This window comes from Fibrobacter sp. UWP2, from assembly GCF_900141705.1.
Lineage (GTDB): Bacteria > Fibrobacterota > Fibrobacteria > Fibrobacterales > Fibrobacteraceae > Fibrobacter.
This window is the reverse complement of record NZ_FQYM01000017.1, coordinates 1-20129: the sequence shown is the minus strand read 5'-3', so window position 1 is coordinate 20129 and position 20129 is coordinate 1. Positions and strand designations below refer to the sequence as shown.

18 protein-coding genes and 1 tRNA gene are annotated in these 20129 nt (G+C 55.0%); 5 read left to right on the top strand and 14 right to left on the bottom strand.

Features of this window, described 5'->3' with window-relative positions:
• Positions 1–59: 59 nt before the first annotated feature.
• A complete protein-coding gene (locus BUB55_RS08960) occupies positions 60–2894 on the bottom strand; it encodes a glycoside hydrolase family 2 protein (protein WP_073190118.1) in 2835 nt (944 codons plus the stop codon).
• Positions 2895–3025: 131 nt separating this feature from the next.
• On the opposite strand from BUB55_RS08960, the gene rplU reads away from it, so the two are divergent.
• The 3 genes from rplU to BUB55_RS08945 all read left to right on the top strand — a co-directional run bounded on the left by rplU (position 3026) and on the right by BUB55_RS08945 (position 6187).
• Positions 3026–3511 carry a 50S ribosomal protein L21 gene (gene rplU / locus BUB55_RS08955; protein WP_073190116.1) on the top strand — a complete coding sequence of 162 codons (486 nt, stop codon included), beginning with the start codon at positions 3026–3028 and terminating at the stop codon, positions 3509–3511.
• Positions 3512–3514: 3 nt separating this feature from the next.
• Positions 3515–3775: a 50S ribosomal protein L27 gene (gene rpmA / locus BUB55_RS08950; RefSeq protein WP_073190115.1), complete on the top strand. Its 261-nt coding sequence runs from the start codon at positions 3515–3517 to the stop codon at positions 3773–3775.
• Between the two features lie 81 nt (positions 3776–3856).
• Positions 3857–6187 (top strand): hypothetical protein, encoded by a 2331-nt coding sequence (locus tag BUB55_RS08945; protein WP_073190113.1) that lies wholly within the window; start codon positions 3857–3859, stop codon positions 6185–6187.
• An 87-nt stretch (positions 6188–6274) separates the two neighbouring features.
• On the opposite strand, the gene BUB55_RS08940 is transcribed toward BUB55_RS08945, so the two are convergent.
• The 6 genes from BUB55_RS08940 to BUB55_RS08915 form a co-directional block, all read right to left on the bottom strand.
• A tRNA-Met gene (locus tag BUB55_RS08940) sits at positions 6275–6348 on the bottom strand.
• A gap of 93 nt (positions 6349–6441) precedes the next feature.
• On the bottom strand, positions 6442–7596 hold the full coding sequence (pgsA, locus tag BUB55_RS08935) for a CDP-diacylglycerol--glycerol-3-phosphate 3-phosphatidyltransferase (RefSeq protein ID WP_073190112.1): 1155 nt from the start codon (positions 7594–7596) through the stop codon (positions 6442–6444).
• A complete protein-coding gene (recN, locus tag BUB55_RS08930; protein WP_073190110.1) occupies positions 7593–9242 on the bottom strand; it encodes a DNA repair protein RecN in 1650 nt (549 codons plus the stop codon). The genes pgsA and recN overlap by 4 nt, the downstream gene beginning before the upstream one ends.
• 44 nt (positions 9243–9286) lie before the next feature.
• Positions 9287–10021, bottom strand: a complete 735-nt coding sequence (locus BUB55_RS08925; protein WP_234971879.1) for a tRNA (guanine(46)-N(7))-methyltransferase TrmB — start codon at positions 10019–10021, stop codon at positions 9287–9289.
• A gap of 34 nt (positions 10022–10055) precedes the next feature.
• Complete coding sequence (locus BUB55_RS08920; RefSeq protein ID WP_073190108.1) at positions 10056–10946, bottom strand: MBL fold metallo-hydrolase; 891 nt, start codon at positions 10944–10946, stop codon at positions 10056–10058.
• A gap of 82 nt (positions 10947–11028) precedes the next feature.
• Positions 11029–11631 (bottom strand): hypothetical protein, encoded by a 603-nt coding sequence (locus BUB55_RS08915; protein ID WP_073190106.1) that lies wholly within the window; start codon positions 11629–11631, stop codon positions 11029–11031.
• Positions 11632–11855: 224 nt separating this feature from the next.
• On the opposite strand from BUB55_RS08915, the gene BUB55_RS08910 reads away from it, so the two are divergent.
• Complete coding sequence (locus tag BUB55_RS08910) at positions 11856–12668, top strand: exodeoxyribonuclease III (protein ID WP_073190104.1); 813 nt, start codon at positions 11856–11858, stop codon at positions 12666–12668.
• Positions 12669–12734: 66 nt separating this feature from the next.
• Here the strand turns inward: BUB55_RS08910 and BUB55_RS08905 are convergent, their stop codons facing one another.
• The 5 genes from BUB55_RS08905 to BUB55_RS08885 form a co-directional block, all read right to left on the bottom strand.
• On the bottom strand, positions 12735–13811 hold the full coding sequence (locus BUB55_RS08905) for a polyamine ABC transporter substrate-binding protein (RefSeq protein ID WP_073190102.1): 1077 nt from the start codon (positions 13809–13811) through the stop codon (positions 12735–12737).
• Positions 13812–13907: 96 nt separating this feature from the next.
• Positions 13908–14726: an ABC transporter permease gene (locus BUB55_RS08900; RefSeq protein WP_200778526.1), complete on the bottom strand. Its 819-nt coding sequence runs from the start codon at positions 14724–14726 to the stop codon at positions 13908–13910.
• Complete coding sequence (locus BUB55_RS08895; protein WP_073190101.1) at positions 14719–15651, bottom strand: ABC transporter permease; 933 nt, start codon at positions 15649–15651, stop codon at positions 14719–14721. The genes BUB55_RS08900 and BUB55_RS08895 overlap by 8 nt, the downstream gene beginning before the upstream one ends.
• Positions 15651–16736 carry an ABC transporter ATP-binding protein gene (locus BUB55_RS08890; protein WP_073190099.1) on the bottom strand — a complete coding sequence of 362 codons (1086 nt, stop codon included), beginning with the start codon at positions 16734–16736 and terminating at the stop codon, positions 15651–15653. Before BUB55_RS08890 ends, BUB55_RS08895 begins: the two co-directional genes overlap by 1 nt.
• 21 nt (positions 16737–16757) lie before the next feature.
• Entirely contained in the window at positions 16758–18059 is a 1302-nt protein-coding gene (locus tag BUB55_RS08885; protein ID WP_073190097.1) for a pyridoxal phosphate-dependent aminotransferase, read from the bottom strand.
• 430 nt (positions 18060–18489) lie between these two features.
• Between BUB55_RS08885 and BUB55_RS08880 the strand changes: the two genes are divergently transcribed.
• On the top strand, positions 18490–18906 hold the full coding sequence (locus tag BUB55_RS08880; protein ID WP_073190096.1) for a type I restriction enzyme HsdR N-terminal domain-containing protein: 417 nt from the start codon (positions 18490–18492) through the stop codon (positions 18904–18906).
• 75 nt (positions 18907–18981) lie between these two features.
• Here BUB55_RS08880 and BUB55_RS08875 read toward each other — a convergent pair whose 3' ends face one another.
• Together BUB55_RS08875 and BUB55_RS08870 are read right to left on the bottom strand one after the other, a co-directional pair.
• Positions 18982–19296: a hypothetical protein gene (locus tag BUB55_RS08875; RefSeq protein ID WP_073190094.1), complete on the bottom strand. Its 315-nt coding sequence runs from the start codon at positions 19294–19296 to the stop codon at positions 18982–18984.
• 16 nt (positions 19297–19312) lie between these two features.
• Complete coding sequence (locus BUB55_RS08870; RefSeq protein WP_073190092.1) at positions 19313–20047, bottom strand: hypothetical protein; 735 nt, start codon at positions 20045–20047, stop codon at positions 19313–19315.
• Positions 20048–20129: the final 82 nt, after the last annotated feature.

Here is a 20129-nt window from a genome sequence, read left to right as displayed (position 1 = left end):
TTTATGCGAAAAGGGATTTTTTCGTCACGCGGGGAGGGGCCTTGCGACCCGCGTATTTTTTACAGCAGTCCGACGATCGCAGAGAACAGGGCGTCGGCGAGCGGGTTGGTTTCCAACCCTTCGAACACGCTGAACTGGTTGAATACAATCTTGCCCTTGCCAAACGGCACCATCTGCAGGTCCACGCCGTTCTTGATTTCTCCTTCCTTGAGGCTCACGGAGCGGGCGAACACGGTGGCGTTCGGGAGCTCGTTGAGCGAGAGGCCGGGCATTACGGCGGCGGCAAAGTGGTCGAGCACGTTCTCTCCACCGAACACCGGCAAGAGCTTGGAGTCCTTGGGCAGGTAGTGCAGGCTGGTTTCGCTCGCACCGGTGGTCCAGTGCGCTTCGAGGGCAAAGTCAAACTGATGGCTCTGGTTCAAAAAGTCGATGTCGTCCTGGGTCATGTCGGAGAGCAAGAGCGTCTTGCCACCGTTCTTGGTCACGTCCACGATCTTGTCGAGGATTTCGTCGGGCCAGGAACTGAGGTTCGCGGTGAAAATGACCTGCTCGGGGCCGGTGAGGGCCGCCAGGGCGTCGCTTGACTCTTCGCTGTTGTCGAGGAAGCAGACCTTCTTGATGGCGTCCTTCACGTTGACCTGGTCAATAACGAACAGGTCTTCGGTGGAAGTCTGGACTTCTTTCTTGTCGTCCTTGAGCGTAAGTTTGATTTGGTACTTGCCGGTGCTGCGCGGGGCGACCAGCGTGCAAATGCCGAACTGGGTGAGGCTTGTCTTGCCGGCCTGTTCCTCGGGGTTTTGCGTTTGCGTCGAGAGAACCTTGCCCTTGGCGTCAAGGACGCTGATGTCGACGCTCACGTTTTCGAGGCGGCTGTTGTTCAAGAGCGTGAGCTGGAAGCTGATTTCGCTTTGCGGGGCGGCCACGTGCTCGATTTCGCTCACCAGGATGCGGGCGGGCGCGGTGATTTCTTTGCAGAATTCCTCGAGACCCTTGCTCTTGCGGTTTTCGTCGCAGAGTCCGTAAAAACTGGTGCCGAAGTCGGACCAGTAGTTCAAGAAGAAGCCGGCGATTTGCGGATTGCTCTGGAACGCGGTAATCTGGTCGAGCTTGCTCTTGATGGCGATGCGGTTCACGTCGTTCTTGAACGAGGCCATGTCGGTCCACACGGAGAGCTCGGATTCAGAGACGAAGTCCTCGAGCTGCTTGTAGAGGTTCTTGATGGACTTCTGGTTCTTGGAGCTGCGCGGGCCTTCGATGTTTGTCGCCTTGGCGGGCAGCAACGTGTGGTTCTGGAGCGTCACAAGCATCTTGTTCTCGATGTCGTTCACGCTCTCGTCGCCGTCCTGGAACTGGCTGTCGCCGAGTCCTGAGTCGGGCACCATCAGTTCCTCTTCGCTGTCCTTGTTAAAGCAGTGGGCGAGGAAGTGGGTGTAGGCCGCGTTGGGGCTCAGGCGCGGATTCACCTGGAGGGAGGCGTACTGCGAAATGCGGTCCACGGTCACGGGCAACAGCTTGCCGGTGTCGCGGTGGTAGTTGCCCTCATTGTCAATGAAGATGCTGTCGAGGTTGCTAATGGCGGGGCGGGTCATGTCGACCGGGCTAATGGCGTTCAAGAGCTTGTTGCCGTTCTGCAGCATGAACGTGCCGTTCTCGGAACCCAGCACCCAAATGGCGATGCTCGGGTGGTGGTGTTGTTCCTTGACAATGTCGTTGATGAGCTTCTTGACGATTTCGAGGCCCTGCGGTGTGGACCGCATGGTGTGGATCGGGAATTCCTGGAACACCAAAAGGCCTATTTCGTCGCAAATGTCCAGGGCTTCGGTGCTGAGGGGGGCGCCGCAGCTGCGGATTGCGTTGAACCCGGCGGCCTTGACCGCGAGCAGGTCCTTGCGGAGGTCCGGGTTGTTGGTAGTCCACAAACCGCCTTTGCTCCACTGCTGGTTGTAGCCCACGCCCTGGATCTTGAGGATGGAGTCGTTGAGGTAGAAGTCGCCCTTGATGCAGTCGAACTTGCGGAAGCCGAACGTCCTCACCACGGAGAAACTGAATTCAGGGTTCTTGCCCTTGGAGGTTTTGTTTTCCATCTGGGCTTCGAGGGCGAACAAGTTGGGCTTATCGAGGCTCCACACGCACTTGTCGCGCTTCCAGTCCTTGATGGAGAACACGAAACGCTGGGTGGTGTTCTCCTTGTCGAGCTTCACTCCGTCCTTGAACCACTCGAATACGTCGCCGTTCGGGTTCCTCATGAGGAAGCGGAGTCGGGTGTTGCAGCCGCGCGGGTTGTTGAAACTGAGCTCCACGGCCACGCGTTCCTGGTCCATGTCGGGTTCCACGTGCATGTCCGAGATAAAGGCGGCGTTGCCCAGAATGAGGCTCACATGGCCAAAAATGCCGCCGAACGGGTACTGGCTCCACGGTTCGCCCACGGGCATTTCGCTGGGGTGAACGTAGCGGTCGTCGGCGCCTTCCTTGCTCTCGCGGCCAAAGTCGATGCGGCTGTTGGCCGCGCCCATGTTGGCGACGCGCACGCAAAGGATATTCTCTTCGCCCAGCTTGATAGCCTTTTGTGTTTCGAGGGTAAACGGAGTGTAGGCGCCAAAGTGCGTGCCCAAAATCTTGCCGTTCAGCCAAATGGTGGCGTGGGTTGCGATGCGCTCAAAATGCAAAAAGATGCGCTTGGTAATTTGCTTTTCGTCTTCGATGGTGAAGCGCTTGAAATAGTATGCGCAGTCCTGGGACATGAGGAGCTTGTCAAAGGAGCGCTCCCAAATATGGGGAATTTGCACAGTTTCGGTCTTTTCGGGGTACGTCGCATACCAGCGGTTGGAGATTCCCAGGTCGTCGGTGTCCCAGATCATCTGCCAGTCGCCGTCAAGGCTCATGATTTTATTCATTCGGGTGTCCTTTTTGGATTTTTCGGGCTAAAAGATAGAAAAAATTGCCCGAGTCCGCCCTTTTCCCTTTACAAAAAAACGGTTTTAAGCTAAATTTGGGTCTCCAATAGCAACCTAAAAAGGATTACAAAATGTATTCTATTGTTGAAACAGGTGGTTTCCAGTATAAAGTCGAACTCGGCAAGGCTTACAAGGTCCCGACTCTCGACGCCGCTGTTGGTTCTGAACTGGAGCTCAAGTCCGTCCTTCTTTTCGCAGGAAAAGAAGTGCAAGTCGGCACCCCTGTCCTGAACGACGCCTCTGTCAAGGTCGAAATTCTCGCCCATGACAAGTACGACACGATCATCGTGTACAAGAAGAAGCGCCGCACTCGTTACGAACGTCGTAACGGTCATCGTCAGGGCTATACCGAGGTGCTCGTCACGGAACTCCGCTCCGGCGCCGAATCCGCAGTCGTTGATCCTCAAGTTATTACCCGCAATCGCGCACGCGTGGCTGCCCTTGCCAAGCAGAAGGCTCAGAACAAGCCTCTCACCCGCAAGGAAAAGATCGCCCAGGGCCTTCCGAAGCCTGCTAAGGTCAAGAAGAACTCTCTGCGCAAGGCTAAGGAGGCTTAATCCATGGCACATAAGAAAGGTCAAGGTTCTGTACGTAACGGCCGCGACAGTAACGCCAAGTATCTTGGTGTCAAGAAGTACGCGGGCGAAGTCGTCAAGGCTGGCAACATCATCGTGCGCCAGCGCGGTTCTCACTTCCACAATGGCAACAACGTGGGCATGGGCAGGGATTTCACCTTGTTCTCCCTCGTCGATGGCAAGGTGAAGTTCGAACGCCTCGATGCAAAGCGCCAGAAGGTCTCCGTCTACCCGGAAGAAAACTAATTCTCGCAATTAGTTCGCTTTAGTCGAATTTGAGAGCCGGACGTTTAACGTCCGGTTTTCTTTTTTGCTACATTGTTATATATGACGTTGATGCGCCTTTTGAATTTGTATTTGCTCGCCGCCCTGTCGACGTTTTTCCTTGCGTGCTCCGACGACGATTCTTCCATTGAGTACCTTTTTGAGCGCGAGGCGACCGAGATCTCGGTCCTCCGCGAATGCGCCTCCGACGCCGACAGCGGCGCCGCGTGCTACCAAGTGCGGTTCCATTACCCCATGGCCAAGAGCCACTTCAAGGGCGTGTACCTGTGGGTGGGCGACAAGGTGGTGGACGACACCTCCAAGGCGGTCAACGACGACCAGATCGACAAGGCGGACGGCTTTTACGAGTACTCCTCCAAAAAGGAGGCGCTCTATGACACCATCGACCTGACCAAACTCATTGTCGATTACCTGGAACTGTACGACAGCCTGCATGTTGCGCTGTTCTGCGATTATGACGACGGCGACGACGTGGGCGCGGTGCAGCACGTGTTCCTGCATTTTGGCGACGACCTGCCGCCTTCCCGCGTGGAGGTGCGCGATTCCGTGTGGACTACGGGAGCCATGTTCGAGTGGAACCGTCCCACCGACCAGACCGATTTTTACAAGCCGCTGGAGCTTTCGGGAGCAATCGTCGGTTACAACGTGGTGATTTGGTCCGAGGATGCCGACGAGGATTTGCGCGACCTGAAGATTACGGTCACGACCGCCGATGGCGTTGACTCGACGGGGGAGGAACTCTTCCGCCGTCATGCGCGAGTGCAACGCGACGGTGACTCCGTGTGGGTGGACTCGGTTGCCCATGGCGACAAGGTCAAGAACTACCTGCGCCTGGTGGTGCTGGATGGCAAAGGCTACTATCCCGAAGACGACACGCAGAACCGCTTCCGCATGGTGATCGAGGGGCTCAAGAGCGAGACCACATATACTATCGGTCTTTCTTCTTGGGATTCCAGCGGCAATTCCTCGTGTACCGAGGGCACTTCGACCGTCAAGGACAACAAGGCGTTCATCACCACCGACTCCATCGCGCCGCTCATGCCCACCAAGATTTTCACTATCGACGATACACTGTTCCCGGGCTTCGCCCGCCTTGACAGCAACAACCGCCTGCGCATCTTCTGGAGCCAGAGCGTGGACCCGCTCAATTTCGATTACAAATTTGACATCGACACGGTGCTGGTTATTCCAGATGGATGCATAGCCCGCTATTGCTACGACACGGTCGCCACATACATCGTCGAACATTACGACCAAATTAAAAAGGAATGGGTCAAGTACGACGACGTGGGCGGCAGCGGCCGTTATACCAAGCTTTATGAGGTGGATGCCGATACCATGGTCGTCTCTGCCACAGGGACCTTTGTGACCGATACCATCCGCCGCGTCTCGCCGGGCGACACCCTGATTTTGCGCATCCGCTCCATCGACAAGTCAGGCTACTACTCGGTCGCGCTTATCGATACGATTTATGTTTCGCTTGGCTCTCGCGCCCAAAAGGTGACCTGTCCCGACGGCTTTATGGCGGTCTCGACTTCTGACACTTCGTTCTTCTGCATGGAAAAAATGGAACACCAGAACGACTCGGGCGCCTTTATGACCAACGTTTTGCACGCTGAAGCCCTTGCCGCGTGCGAGGCGGTGAGCGCGAGCGGCTTTACCGTGAGTCTTTGCAAGGAGCGCGACTGGGAACTGGTCTGCCTCTCGGGCGGGACGCTCACCTATGGCGTTGTTGAGGAAGACGACATGGCTTCCTCGGAGTATCTCTTCACCTATTGCAATGTGGCGACTAACGATTCTGTATCGGCTGCCGATATTACCAAGCATGACTCCCGCTGCGTGAACCCGATGGGCATCCGCGATTTGCCCGGGCAGTACCAGGAATGGGTGATGGGCCGTTCCGAGGACACCGTCGCCGTGATCAAGGGCGCCAGCTACCGCATTTTCGATGGCCTCGACCGCGAGTCCATGGCGCAGTGCACCAACCGTTTCTCGCCATTCTACACGCGCCTTGCCTACACGACCGATTCCGTGTTCCTCTACCGCGAGGGGGCCAAGGTCGACACCGTGTTCAAGGCCGACACCTCCAGGATTCTCTACAATATCTTGACCCAAAAGGACTTCAAGGACAGTCTGCAGTTCTTTGACGTGCAGGACTCCAGCGGCAACTCCCTGGGAGTGGATTACGCCCCGTATTCCGAATACAAGAATGGCGGTGACGAATGGCTTGCCAAGATCTCGGGCAGCCTGGTCTACGTCCCTGACCATGTGGAGGTCGTCTTCCTCACGGGCGGAAGGGTCGGCTACAAGGAGGTTTCTGCCTTCTACAAGTCCCCGACCATAGGCTTCCGCTGCTGCGCCTACCCCGAATAGTGGGGGTTCCCTAAAAAGGACCACCCCCGGCATTAAAACTACTGTCAAAACAAAAAAAACTCGGTTTTAAACCGAGTTTTTTTGTAGTAGCGGGGGCAGGACTTGAACGCTGCGACCTTCGGGTTATGAGCCCGACGAGCTACCAACTGCTCCACCCCGCGTCGAGGTAGCTCCATATATAGAAAAAAGTCCTCGTTTTGGCAAGGGCTTTTTCAATTTTTCTTTGTTTTTAGCGAAATTTCGGCAGTTTTATACTAGACGAATTTTTTGAGGATGTGCTTGCTCGAAACAAAATAGTCTATGCCGCTAATGATGGTAATGCCGGTGATGACGCCCATCACCGCTTGCGGGAACACGTTCCAAATGCTCTCGAATCCGGGAATCAGCGCGCGCACCGGGTCGATGGCCCCGAGCAAAATCATGACGATGCCAATGCCCTGCAGGGCGGTTTTCCACTTGCCGCTTTTGCGGGCGGGCATAATGAGACCTTCGCTTGCAGCGAGCGTGCGGAGCGTTTCGACGCTCGATTCACGGAAGTAGATGAGCGCGACCATCCAAACAGGGGCGTAACCCGTGGCGATAAAGCACATGAATATGGTCATGTTCGAGATCTTGTCGCTGAACGGGTCCAGGTACTTGCCCAGCGTGCTGACTTCGCCCATGGCGCGGGCGAGTTTGCCGTCCAAAAAGTCGGTGAGCATAAAGCCCAGGACCATGATGAGCGAGAGCACCTTGAAAACGATGCTGTTGTTGCTGTAGTCCAGGTCGTTGTCATAAAAGAACACCCAGAGAAAAAAGGGCGTGAGCACGATGCGGCTCATGGTGAGCTGGCTTGCGATGGAGAGGGGCTTGCGGTGCGCGGGGTCGCGGTAGTACCAGTAGGCGTAAGCCACGGTCGACGCCAAAATGAGGAGAATGGTCGCCACCATGCATATTTGCTGGTAATCCTCGAGGTCCAAAAGGTAGACGCCCATGGTGACGGTCGTCGCGATGTTGGCAAGCTTGGACCAGCGGCGCTTTTGGGGGAGTTTTTTGCCTTCGCGCAGCACGCCTAGGCTAAAGAGCGTGTGGGCGATGAGGCGGGCAAGTAAAATGGCGCAGCCCACCGCCAAAATTTTCTCGGCGCTCTCAGAATGGTAGAGGTCGCGGATAAAGATGCTCATCATCACCGCGAACGAGAGAAGGCCGTCGACTACGTTGAGCCATAGCCGGTAATAGGGTTTCTCGATTTCTTGGGAACGCAACTGGTAGAGGTTGACCCAGCCCATCACGAGTGCCACGAGCACAAAGGCCGCTGCGGTCTTTGCCATGCCGTTCCATATAAAGAAGATGACACAAACAAATACAAGGGCTCTGAGTACGCTCCAAATGCGCGTGCGCAGGCGGACTTCAGATGGCTTTTCACTCATTTGTTGTTCTCCAAAAGTTGTTTGGCGTGCTCGCGGACCGTTTCGGACTCCCCGCCGAGCATACGTACAAGTTCGTTAATTCGTTCGTCATACCCCAGGTCCTTGATGGACGTGAACGTGCGGCCGTCAAGTTCTTTTTTGCTCACGGCCAGCTGGTTCTGGGCGCGGCTTGCCACCTGGTGTAGGTGGGTGATGGTGAGCACCTGGTGGTGCTTGCCCAGGTTTTTGAGGGCTTCGCCGATGCTGTTGCCCACCTCGCCGCTGATTCCCGAATCGACTTCGTCAAAAATTAGCAAAGAAACCTTGTCGAGTTCGGCCATTACACTCTTGATGGCTAGCAAAACGCGTGAAAGTTCACCGCCCGATACCGCCTTTTGCAGGGATTTTTCGCCTTCGCCCGGGTTGGGCGCCAGCAGGAATTCGATTCGGTCGGCTCCGTTTTGGCTCAGGGCTTGCTTTTCGATGCTCGTCTTGAATGTGGCCTTGGGCATGCCCAGACTGTGCAAGATCTTTTGCACGGCGTTGTCAAAGTTTTGTGCGGCGGTCTTGCGCTTTTGCGTGAGATCCGCGGCAATGCGTTCGAGTTCTGCCTTGTTTTTGGCGGCTTCGCGCTCAAGTTCCTCGAGGTCGGCGTCCAGGTTCTCCAGGCTCTCGAGTTCGGCACGGCGCTGCTCCACAAGGGCCATGAGGCCGGCGACGTCGGTGCGGTATTTGCGCTTGAGCTTTTGTATTTGCGCAATGCGGGAGTTGGCGCGGTCGATTTCGGCCGCCGAGAGGGACTTTGCCGGGGCGAGTCGCATCAAATCCTTGCAAATGCTCTCGAACGGGTCGGCGACCTCGGCGAGGGCGTTGGATTCCTGCTCGTAGCGGGGGAGTTTGGCGGCGAGGCCGCGCAGTTTCGCCTGCAAAATGCGGACCTGGTCCAAGAGGCCGTTCTCGGTCCCCAGCATCCCCTGGATTTCGTCAAGGTAGTGGCGTTCGGCTTCGCCTTTGCTTGCTGCGCTGACCTTGTCTTCGAGTTCCTCTTCTTCGCCATCCTTGAGGTTCGCCTTGGAGAGTTCCTCGAACTGGAATTTCAAAAAGTCCTTTTGGGCGGCCAGGTCCTTGGCGCGGTTCTCGGTTTCCTCGATTTTGGCGAGGGTCGCGTTCCAGGCGGCCCAATGCTTGGCGTACTCGGCCAAGAGTTCGCTGTTGCTGGCGTAGTCGTCGAGCATTTGCGTGTGGGTGCGTATATCGCGCAGCAGCAACTGCTCGCTTTGCCCATGCATTTGGATGAGTTCTTCGCCCAGCTTTTGCAAGTCGGAGAGGCTCACCACGGCGCCGTTCACGCGGGCGCGTCCCTTGCCGTTCTCAAGAATTTCCCTGCGAATGATGAGTTCGTCGTCGCTGTCGATCTCGAGCTGCTCGAGCATCTGCTTGACGCGCGGCTCGTATTGAATATCGAAAGACCCTTCGATAACGGCCTTTTGTTCGCCGGTCCGGACCATGTTCGCTTGTGCCTTGTCGCCGCAGACCATGCGTAGCGCCTTCAAGAGCACAGACTTGCCTGCGCCCGTTTCGCCCGTAATGGCGGTAAAGCCCTTGTGGAAGGGGACTTCGGCCTGTGCGATGAGGGTAAATCCGTTGATCGAAAGTTGTTTTAACATAGCGGGGATAAATTATAAAATTTCAAGTGTCAGGATTTGTCAAATCACTTTTCGAATTCTATAATGCTCCTGTAAATTGGTCTGCCCTCGCGCTTGTACTTGCGTTCAAAGCCAGTCTGGATCCCTTCGGTAGGTTCCGCGGTGTTGCGGACAACGACCTTGCAGGTGGGGTAGGCGTCAAAGGTTTCGAGGGCGATTTCGTTGTATTCTTTGTGGTCGGTCCCCCAGTAAAAAAAGCGCTTGCCGGGCTTGAGGCAGCGGGCGACCTCGTCCAAAAAGTCGGGGCGCAACAGCCTGTTCTTGTGGTGGCGTTCCTTGGGCCACGGGTCCGGGAAGTACATGTGGAAAGCGTCCACGGTGTTGCTCTTTACGCAGTCGCGCAAAAAGTAAAAGACGTCGCCGCGGAGCATGGCGGCATTGTTCAGCACACCGCGCTTTTTCATGCGTTCCAGCGCAAAGACCGCCCAGGTGTAGTCCCATTCGCTGCCCATAATAAAGTAGTCGGGGTGCTTTTCGGCGTAGTCCGTCATAAAGTTTCCCTTGCCGCTGCCGATTTCTACTTCCACGTGGTCGTTCACGTTGGGGAACATGTCCTTCCAGTTAAAGTCCAACTTGTGGGGGAGACCGTCTTCGGTCTTGATGGGCTTGCGGTCGCCGTTGGTGCGGAACACATAGTGCCAAAGGCCCTTCTGTTCGGGGTCCTCGTTCAAGTCCCTATAAAATTCGGGAATCACGACTTCTTTTTCTTTCTTTTCTTCTTTAATTTCTTCACTCTTCATTGTTGATTAAAAACCTTCCCTCAAACTGCGATAATTACAAAAACGCCACGACCTTGCCTTTGAACCTCTCTGGAATCTTTTCGGCGATGGCCTCCTGGATGTGCCTCTCGGAGTACTTCATCGAAAAGTGGCTCAAAATAATTTGTTCGCACTTCACTTCGTCGCCCAGTTTAATCAATGCCTTGACGATGCTGTCTATGTGCGTGTGTCCCTTTTTGTGCGCCATCTGCTGTTCGTCGTCGTCCAAAAAGGTGCATTCGGTAACAAGCACCTTCGATTTAAAGACGTGCGGGTTCTCGAGCAGGCTCTCGCCCAGGCAGTCTCCCATGACGCTTACGAGCGGTTCGTACACCTCGCGGGTGATTTCGACCCCGCTTGTGCGGAGTTCAATGATCTCGGCGGGGGTCTTGCCCAGGTATTCGTCCTTTAACTTGCGCTTGTGCAGGTAAAGGGTCGCCCCCATCGCAGGGATGGAATGCTTGACTTCAAAAGGCTCCAGCACCAAATCCTTGCGGTAGCGCAGCGGGATGCGCTCCATTGCCTTGACGGGCTCTATCTCGGGGTAGCGAAACTTTGCCTCGCCAACGCCCTCGAACATGGCCTCTGCCTTGATCCAGGCCTTGGCGCCGTCGCTAATGCTTTTGGGGATGTAGTACACGCTGTCGCGCTCGACGCCCATCATTTTGCGCAGGCTGTGATGGCGCATGAGGCAGCGGGCGTGGTCCCCGTGGGCGTGCGTCAAGAACACGTGGTTCATCGGTGTTGCCGAGAGCGGACATTCTCCCATGTCGACGCAAAAGTCCAGTTCGGGGAACTGCATGTAGGTGGCGAGCCCCGAAATGGAGAACCCCTGGACGCTCGAGACCGAGGTCGTGAGGCGGACCTGCTTTAGCGCGTTGTGGATGTACTTGCTCTCTGTTGTCATTTGTATTCAAATTTAGAAAAATGGGCACAAAAAAAGAGCCGCGCTTTTAAAGACGCGGCCCGTTCAATTGTAGCTTGGCGAACTAGCGGGCGGCCTTGGCTGCCCTGTCGGCGGCGACGACCTGTTCAAAGTCTTCGCAGTCCATGCGTTCTATGTTGGAACCCATAGCCCTGTTACGGGTTCTGTCGCTGCCCTTCTTTTCGGGGATGCGGAAGCAGAAGTCATAACGGGTGCCGGCGTCGGTCGGGATGTTCATCTTGAACACGCGGAGACGTTCGCCCGAGGCCTTGTTGTAAATTTCATGGTAGTCGTAGGTGTTGGGCACCTTCTGCAGGCGCTTTTCTTGGCCGAACTGGAGGTCATTCACGATTGGGCCTTCCAGGTAGAGCGGCAAGGAGTTCTGGAAGCGGAGCTCTAGTTTGTTGCCCGTCTTTACGATGGAAGTTTCGGTTGGCTTGATGAGGTAACGCTGCTGCGGGATGTTCTTGTACGCCTTGTTGTGTACCTTGCGGACTCCGCACACTTCGCGCATGTCGGGGTTCGCCGAGAAGTCGATATCGCGACAGATGGGAGGGAGGTTGGTGGGGACTTCAAGCGTCTCTTCGGAGGAACCGGCGCAACCGGACAGCATGGAAAGAGCTACTAGTACAGGAGAAATCTTTAAAAGAGCGTACGAGAACTTCATATCGCAAATATAAATTATCCAAAAGAAAAAACATTTTTTTTGTTGAGATATTGTGAAAAAAATAAAATTTTTTGACTTCGGGTCACTGCAATTGTAAAAATCTAGTTACAAGAATGGACTGAGGGGCCCCAAAAAAGGTTTTTTAAAAAAATGTACGCTTTTGACAGCGGTTTGCGTTTTTAAAAACCTATCTTTAAGGCGATCACTTTCTTTAACGGTAAGAGATGAATATTTACAGTTGGAACGTCAATGGGATACGTTCGGCGATCAAGAAGGGTTTTGAGAACTGGGTAACCGAGACTCAGCCCGATATTTTGTGCCTGCAAGAGGTACGCGCCGACGAGGACCAGGTTCCCGATTCGCTCCGCAACCTGGACGGCTACATGACTTACTGGAACCCCTGCAGGCGTAAGAAGGGTTACAGCGGCGTGGCCGTTTTCACGAAAATCGAGCCCGATTCCGTCAATTACGGTTTCGACATCGAGGAATTCGACGAGGAAGGGCGAGTGCTCCAGTTGGTTTTCCCTGACTGGGTGCTGAACTCCATCTATTTCCCCAATGGCGGCAGTGGCGACGACCGACTGGACTATAAACTCCGCTTTTATGACGCGTTCCTCGAGAATTGCCATCACTGGCTCGACAGCGGCAAGCACGTGGTCACCGTGGGCGATTACAACACCTGTCACAAGGAAATCGATATCGCGAGGCCCAAGGAAAACGAGAACGTGAGTGGTTTTTTGCCCATCGAACGAGCCTGGATGGACAAGTACGTGGAGCACGGCTTTGTCGACAGCTTCCGCGTTTTCCACCCCAACGAGGCGGGGGTCTATTCCTGGTGGAGCAACCGCTTTGGCGCCCGTGCGAGGAACGTGGGTTGGCGTTTGGACTACGCCTTTGTGGACGAGGCCCTGGTGCCGAACGTCACCGCATCCGAGATCCATACGAAGGTCATGGGCTCGGACCATTGCCCCATCAGCATCGAACTCGAGCCTCCCTTCGCGCCGCTCCCGATCGCGCCTACGGCAGTCGAAGAATAAATTGCATTAAAAAAAGCCCTGCAAAGGGGCTTTTTTTGTACCGAGCGAGAGCGCGGTCTTTTGGGTCTATCTAGTCTTGACTATGGTCCAGGCTTCGTCAAAGAGCTTGGCGGCATCACCCGGGTCAGCGAGGAACACCATGCGCTTGATTTCAGATTCGGTCGGGTTGATCACGCGGTTGTCCTTGAAATCCTGGTCGATGACTTCGAGGCTTGCCTTGTTCGGGGTCGCGTAGTAAACGAACTTCGCAAGCTGTGCGCCAATCTGACCGTCGAGAATGTAGTTCATAAAGGCGTAGGCGCCTTCCGGGTTCGGGGACTTGGAGCTGAGCGTCATGGCGTCCACCCACATGAAGGAGCCTTCCTTCGGGATCACGTACTGGAGCGTGGAATCCTCGTCGATGGCAACGGCAGCTTCGCCGTTGAAGACGATGGCAGCCCAATCCATATTGGAGAGCACCTTGTCCTTGCCGCCGACGCTTCCGTCAAAGGCGAGGAAGTGCGGGTCCTTTTTGGCCTGCAGAATGTATTCCACAGCCTTGTTGATTTCCTCTTGCTTGGTGCTGTTCGCGTCAAAACCCAAAGCCTGGAGCGCCATCGAGAGCATGGAACGGCTCTCTTCCAAAAGGCTGAAGTTGCCCTTGGTCTGCTTTGCGTCAAAGAGCATGGAGTAGCTCACGCTGTCCGGGTCCACCTTGTCACCGCGGAAGAGAATGCCCGTGGTGCCCCAGAGGTAGGGGATGGTGTAGGTGTTTGTCGGGTCGTAGGGCTGGCCCATGAACTGTTCGGCGATGTTTTTGCGGTTCGGGATTTTGTTCGTGTCGATGGGCTGGATGAGTCCCAAGTGCACCATCTGCTGGATTACCACGTCGCTGGCGATGACCACGTCGTATTGGCTTGTGCCCGCGGCCTGGAGCTTGCCGATCATTTCTTCCTGGGCTTCGTAGAGTTCCAGCTGAACCTTGTAGCCGGTCTTTTTCTCAAAGTCTTCCAGCATGGCGGGGTCGATATACTCGCTGTAGATCATCACGGTGACGGTCTTCGGGGCTTCGGCCGTGGCCTTCTGTTCTTGTTTTTGCTCGTTGCATGCCGTGAAGGCGAGGCTTGCAAGAAGGGCGAATGCAGCAAGGAGAATTTTTTTCATTCTGTAATCCTTACAATAATTGTGAACGACATTTGTCATCCTGAAGCCACCGGGAGGGTGGATCCGGGGACGTTTTGGCAAGTGTTATACTAAAATCTAACAAGAAGTTTTTTTGCGTTTCTTCTTGAACGATCCTTTGAGGGCGAAAATGAGCATCGCAAACAGCGTGATGGCGAAAATCAGCGTAGAGAGGGCATGTATTTGCGGGGAAATCCCTCGCTTGAGCGAGCCGTATATGTAGAGCGGGAGGGTCGTGGACTTGGGCCCGCTCACAAAGAAGCTGATGATGAAGTCGTCGAGCGAGAGCGTGAAGGCGAGGAGCGCCCCCGAGACGATAGCCGTGGAGAGCTGCGGGAGAATCACGCGGAACCAGGCACCGGCGGTGCTTGCGTAAAGGTCGCGGGCGGCCTCGATCTGGTCTTTGCCGATGGAGACGAGACGGCTCTGCACCACGAGCACCACAAAGCTGATTTCAAAGGTCACGTGGGCGATGATGAGGGTAAGCATGCCCGGGTCGAATAGCGGGGTGAAGCTCCTGAAGAGGGCGAATACGCTCACGAGCGCGATTGCCATCAAGATGTCGGGCGTCACCACGGGGACGTTGATGCTCATGTCGTAGAGGCCCTGCATTTTTTTGCCCCAGGGCGTGCGGTGGATGCCGATGGCGAGGAGCGTGCCGAGGGCGGTCGAGATGACGGTACTCACGATGGCGAGGATGAGCGTGTTGACCGTCGCCGACTGCACGAGTGCGTTGTCAAAGAGCTTTGCGTACCAGTCGAAGGTGAAGCCGCCCCAGGTCTGGCCGTGTTTGTTCGCGTTGAAACTCTGGATGAGCACCACCAAGAGCGGCATGTACAAAAGCAGCATGCCGATGTAGGCTAAAATGCGGGCGTATAGCGGGAGGCGCTTAGACAAAGGACTTCCCTCCCGTCTTCTGGAACACAATGAGGCTCAAAACGCTTGAGATGATGAGGACAATGCCGAGCATTGCACCGAACGGCCAGTCGAGCGCCGTCCCAAAGAACTGCTGCTGTATTAGGTTCCCGATGAGGATGAACTTTGCGCCGCCGAGGAGGTCGCTCACCACGTACATGCCGAGTGTCGGCACAAGCGTAAGGACGACACTCGCCACGATGCCGGGCATCATCTGCGATAAGATTCCGTGGTAGAATACGCGAACGGGCCCTGCGTAAAGGTCTCGTGCCGCCTCGACGATTCCCCAGTCAAGCCGTTCGACGCTCGTGTAGAGCGGGAGTACCGCGAAGGGGAGCATGCAACTCACCATGCCAATGTAGACCGCGAAGGTGCCGGGGTAAAGCGATTCCATTTCGCCGATAAGGCCGAGCGCGCGGGCTAGCCACGTGGGCGGCATCTGCGCACCAAGGAAAATCATCCACGCGTAAGTACGGATGACGAGGTTCGTGCAGCTCGGAACCATCACGAGGGCAAGCAACAGGGCGCTCGTCTTTTTGCTGTGGGCACCAATCCAGAAGGCCATGGGGAGGCCAACCGCAAGGCAGAGGAGTGTCGTGATGACTGCGATCTTGAAACTCCGCCAGATGATGAGTAGGTTGTCGGCGGACCAGCCGAACGAGCTGAAGCCCACGAGCTTTTTCAGGTTCTCGATGCTGAACGTCCAGTCGATGGTGCCGTAGGAACCGCGCTGTGCAAAAGCCATCACCAAAAGGAAAACGGTGGGGAGGAGCAGGAACACCAAAAGCCACAGCATGCCCGGTCCCGTAAGCAAAAGGCCGAACTTCCGCATGCGGCTCTTGGTCGTGAGCTTGCCTTCAATAACCTCGGGAGTGTGAGGATTGCTTGTTGCGTTTGCTTTTCGCATTAGTCACTCAGCACTTGCAAATATTGAGGCTCCATGTAGAGTGTCACCTGGTCCCCTGCGTTGTAGATTTCGTCGGGGTCGGTCATTACGCGGAGCGTGCGGCAGGCGTTTCCGTTTGAGTCCTTCATTTGCGCAATCAGTTCCCAGTAGTCGCCGCGGAAGATACGTTCCAAGATAGTGGCGGGGAAGGTGTTGTTCTCGAAATGCTCGCTCGGCGTACACACGTGGATGTCTTCCATGCGGATGGCGACGCCGCCCTTTGCGGTAGCCGAACTTACGCTTTCCCATGATGGAGCGCGTTCCACAACGAGATCGCCGAAACATGTGCGGACTATGGAGTTGGAAATGCGTTCGCATTCCAAAATATTCGCTTCGCCGATGAATGTCGCCACAAAACGGTTCACCGGACGCTCGTACACGTCTTCGGGGGTGCCTTCCTGCACAATTTCGCCCTTGTACATCACAAAAATGCGGTCGCTGACGGCGATAGCTTCGTCTTGGTCGTGGGTCACCATGATGAAGGTGGTGTCGGTCTTACGTTGTACGTCGCGGAGTTCGGTCTGTAGCTTTTTGCGGAGGTTCGCGTCGAGTGCCGAAAGTGGCTCATCCAAAAGCAGAATGTCGGGCTCGTTCACGAGGGCACGGGCGAGCGCCACTCGTTGCTTCTGCCCGCCGCTCAACGTGTTGGGTTTCTCGTTTGCAAAGTCCGTGATGTTCACGACTTCCATCATCGCGTTCACACGGCGCTCGATTTCGTCCTTCGGGACTTTCTTGCTTTTGAGGCCGAATGCGATGTTGTTGAAAACGTTCAGGTGCGGGAACAGCGCGTAGCTCTGGAACACCGTATTGATGTCGCGCTTTGCAGGGGACTTTTTCGAGATGTCCTCGCCGCCAAGGATAACTGCGCCCGCGTCTGCCTTTTCGAAGCCCGCGATAATGCGGAGGAGCGTCGTCTTTCCGCAGCCCGAAGGGCCGAGGAGCGTCACGAACTCGCCGTCCTTGATGGTGACGTCGATATTCTTTAGAACTGCCTTGTCGCCAAAGCTCTTTTGAACACCCTTGATGTGGAGGTCCGCGCTTTCCATGTCCCGTTCCCGCAAAGTCCCTTAACTATGCAGGTATTCCACGATGGCGTCGTGGATCGTGGTGAACACGCTGCGCAGTTCGTCTTCATCCTCTTCGAGGAGCGTCACGCGGAAGCCCTTCAAGTCAGTGCAGAAGCTGGTACTCGGAACCACGCAGACGCCCTTCGCGCCCAGCAGGTAGTACACGAAGCGGTAGTCCAGGTTCGTGGTCTTGCTGCACCATTCCTCCACTTTCTTCTTGATGATCGGGTTGTCAATCTTCAAGCTCTGGTGGCTGTTCAAGGTTCCTTCGCGGAAGATGATGGTGTTGTAGAACGCGCCGTAGGTCGGGTTGAAGTACAGTTCCGGAATGTCGGAAAGGATTTCGTTGATGATGGCGCTGCGGCGGCCAATCTTCTCGTTCAGTGCGGTGCGGTGCTCGATAAAGCGCGGATCGCCCAGCACACGCGGAATGGTCATCTGCGGGAGCGTGGTCGAGCAGACTTCCACCATCTTCGCGTTGTCGATGGCGCGGCAGAAGGCGTCGAACTGTTCGTCCTTGTCGCGGTTGTAGTATTCGGCCCAGCCGCAACGAGCGCCCGGCCACGGGTATTCCTTCGAAATGCCCTTGAGCGCGATGCCCGGAACGTCGCCGATGTATTCGGCCAGGGCGTAGGCGTGGGCGCCATTGTACGTAATCTTGTTGTAGATTTCGTCGCAGATGATGAACAGGTTGTAGCGCTTCGCGATATCCACAATCTTCTTGAGGATGTCGAGCGGGTAGACCATGCCGGTCGGGTTGTCCGGGTTCAAAATCAGGATGCCCGCGATGCTCGGGTTGTACTTCACCTTGTTCTCGAGTTCTTCCAGGTCCGGGTACCAGTGGTTTTCGGGCTGGAGGCTGTAGGTGATGGGGGCCGTGTGGGCATGTGCCGCTTCGGCGGAACTATGGGTGGAGTAGGCCGGGGCAGGTCCGATGATGCGGGTGTTCATCGAGAGCAGTCCGTAGATGGTGGCGATGGCGTCACCGAGGCCGTTGAAGAACAGGATGTCATCGACGTTGATCTGTGCACCGCCGAGCTTGTTGTTCTCTTTTACCAGGAATTCGCGGGTTTCGAGCATGCCCTTGGAGGGGCAGTAGCCGTAGCTGCGGTTCGTCTTGACGAGGTCCACCACGATGTCCTTGATCCAGTCGGGAATCTGGCACTTCTTTTCGATGGGGTCGCCGATGTTTTCCCAGTGGATGGGGAGGCCGAGTGCCTTGAGCTGGTTTGCCTTCTTCACGATCTCGCGGATTTCGTAAGAGAGTTCCTTGGCACCTTCGCTCAAAAGTCTTCTGCGCATTTTATGCTCCTGTATAGGTATCGAAAATTCTCAAATTTTACTGCGTAATTATAGAATAATAATCATCCTGTAATGTTGCTTCAATGCCATCCAGAGCCTTGATTTTCAACTCAGTGTCATCCTGAGCCCTGTAAAGGGCGAAGGATCTAGGTAAGAATTTCCGATCCTTGTGGTTAGTGGTTAAAATTGGGGTAAATAAAAAAAGCAGCCTTTTACGGGGCTGCCCTTGAAACTTTTGGTCTGGATTTTAGCGCTATGCCTTGCAGACTTCGGTTTCTCTGGACAGCCCCACAATAGCTCGGGCTGCTGCCGGGCTTGCTGCCTTTGCCGCTGCTGCGGTGTTCTGTCCAAAGAATTTGTTCATGTCCCGAAATATAGTTCCAAGTGTGGAGGTTGTCAAGTTTGCCATTAAGATTTCTATATTCAGGTTATGACCCACGGAACGATATACGACCCGATTCGCAAAAAAGAAGTCCCTAACACGCCCGAAGAACGCGTGCGTCAGGCGACAGTCCGCTATTTGCTCCACGAGGTGAAGGTGCCGGAGCATTTGATTGCGGTAGAGTTCCCGCTCTCGACGATCGACCCCAAAACGGACGATCGCGTGGATATTTTGGTGCACGGTTTTCGTACGGGCGCTACTATGGACCTCCCGTGGCTCCTGGTGGAGTGCAAGGCTCCCGGCGAGTACACCTGGGAGGCTTTGCAGGTGCAGCTTAACAAGTATCTCAAGGTCATCACGCCGAATTACGTGATGCTCGCCCTCGGCGACACTGTTCGTTACTTTGTCATTAATCCCGAAACTAGGCGTTTCACTAAAATTGATTCGCTACCGCAATTTCAGTAGCAAAGGCATTATCGTCAAAAAGAAAAAGCCCCGGTCCAAGACCAGGGCTTTTTGCTTTAAGAGAACTTTCGCTTATTATTCTTTGGTGCACGAAGTCTGGGTGCAGAGGTAGAATTCTGAGTTATCCAGGCAATAGTACTCCGTTTCGTTGCCATCGCGTTCGAGTTCGGTAAAATTATTGCAGTATTCGGCGATGACTTCGTCTTCTTCCTGTGAGGAAGGAGTCGTCGGCTGCGTGGTAGAAGAACCTTTAGCGATGTCTTCCAAATCTTCCGGGTTAAGACGGTCCGACATACGAGGACCGCTAATGGTGCTGTCCTTTTCACCGGAGCAGCCAACCACAGCGCTAACCAGCGCCGTTGCAAAAAGAATAGAGAAAATCTTTTTCATGTTTTATACTCCTGTGTTAGAAATAGATGAAGCCGCCCACTTGAGCGAGGAAGTTGGTTCCGTTGAATCCTTCGAGCGGATTGTTGTAGAAACTGTTCTGGATGGAGGCTTCCAAGGCGAAGTTGCTGTACTGGAAACGGGCGCCGGCGTTCACGGTGGTCATCCCAGTGACGGATTCAATCTTGGTGAAGCTCTGCTTGTGCTTGGTATCGGCATCGTCATAGTTGGCGACGTATTCGTCCTGTTCCATGTCAAACACGTCCCAAGTGTAGGCGGCGCCACCAAAGACCATCCAGCATTTGCCGAGGGCGAGTTCTGCCAAGATGTTCGGTGTGGTTTCGACACCAATGATGTGGTAGTTGTCCTTGTTCTTGCGGTTTTCGTCCTTGATTTCGTCATAGAAGACGAGCGGGATTTCGGTGTTGGCGCCCAGCAACACGCGGGCGTTGGTCGTGGAAAGAATCGGGAGACCGATGTTGAACATCGGCGTGATGGAAATGTTGGCGGCGTTGCCAGTGACTTTGGTCTTGGTTCCATTGACCTTTACTTCGGTGTAGTTCGAATGACGAATGGCAGCGACACCGGCAGCCCAGAACACCGTCTTGGCGGACGGGCTGTTAGACAAGGTGACGACTCCACCGTAATCCCAGAAGTCCTGGTCGATTTCGCCCTTCATCTTGTCGTCTTCGGTGGTGACTTCTTCAGTGGCGTTGATTTCGGTCTGGTAGGTGCGCCACAGAAGATGCCCCAAAGTTAGTTGAAATTTCTGCAACCAAAAAGAAAAAGGTGGTCTCCAACTTGTAAATTTGGTTCAGCAAAAAAACACCAAGCAA

Excerpts from the sequence above, each read along its gene's own strand:
- BUB55_RS08920 (WP_073190108.1), bottom strand. The coding sequence starts at position 10,946 with ATGACAACAGAGAGCAAGTACATCCACAACGCGCTAAAGCAGGTCCGC.
- BUB55_RS08925 (WP_234971879.1), bottom strand. The coding sequence starts at position 10,021 with ATGAAGAGTGAAGAAATTAAAGAAGAAAAGAAAGAAAAAGAAGTCGTG.
- BUB55_RS08905 (WP_073190102.1), bottom strand. The coding sequence starts at position 13,811 with ATGAAAAAAATTCTCCTTGCTGCATTCGCCCTTCTTGCAAGCCTCGCC.
- pgsA (WP_073190112.1), bottom strand. The coding sequence starts at position 7,596 with ATGAGTGAAAAGCCATCTGAAGTCCGCCTGCGCACGCGCATTTGGAGC.
- BUB55_RS08890 (WP_073190099.1), bottom strand. The coding sequence starts at position 16,736 with ATGGAAAGCGCGGACCTCCACATCAAGGGTGTTCAAAAGAGCTTTGGC.
- BUB55_RS08960 (WP_073190118.1), bottom strand. The coding sequence starts at position 2,894 with ATGAATAAAATCATGAGCCTTGACGGCGACTGGCAGATGATCTGGGAC.
- BUB55_RS08915 (WP_073190106.1), bottom strand. The coding sequence starts at position 11,631 with ATGAAGTTCTCGTACGCTCTTTTAAAGATTTCTCCTGTACTAGTAGCT.
- BUB55_RS08895 (WP_073190101.1), bottom strand. The coding sequence starts at position 15,651 with ATGCGAAAAGCAAACGCAACAAGCAATCCTCACACTCCCGAGGTTATT.
- BUB55_RS08945 (WP_073190113.1), top strand. The coding sequence starts at position 3,857 with ATGACGTTGATGCGCCTTTTGAATTTGTATTTGCTCGCCGCCCTGTCG.
- BUB55_RS08885 (WP_073190097.1), bottom strand. The coding sequence starts at position 18,059 with ATGCGCAGAAGACTTTTGAGCGAAGGTGCCAAGGAACTCTCTTACGAA.
- BUB55_RS08875 (WP_073190094.1), bottom strand. The coding sequence starts at position 19,296 with ATGAAAAAGATTTTCTCTATTCTTTTTGCAACGGCGCTGGTTAGCGCT.
- BUB55_RS08880 (WP_073190096.1), top strand. The coding sequence starts at position 18,490 with ATGACCCACGGAACGATATACGACCCGATTCGCAAAAAAGAAGTCCCT.
- recN (WP_073190110.1), bottom strand. The coding sequence starts at position 9,242 with ATGTTAAAACAACTTTCGATCAACGGATTTACCCTCATCGCACAGGCC.
- rplU (WP_073190116.1), top strand. The coding sequence starts at position 3,026 with ATGTATTCTATTGTTGAAACAGGTGGTTTCCAGTATAAAGTCGAACTC.
- rpmA (WP_073190115.1), top strand. The coding sequence starts at position 3,515 with ATGGCACATAAGAAAGGTCAAGGTTCTGTACGTAACGGCCGCGACAGT.
- BUB55_RS08910 (WP_073190104.1), top strand. The coding sequence starts at position 11,856 with ATGAATATTTACAGTTGGAACGTCAATGGGATACGTTCGGCGATCAAG.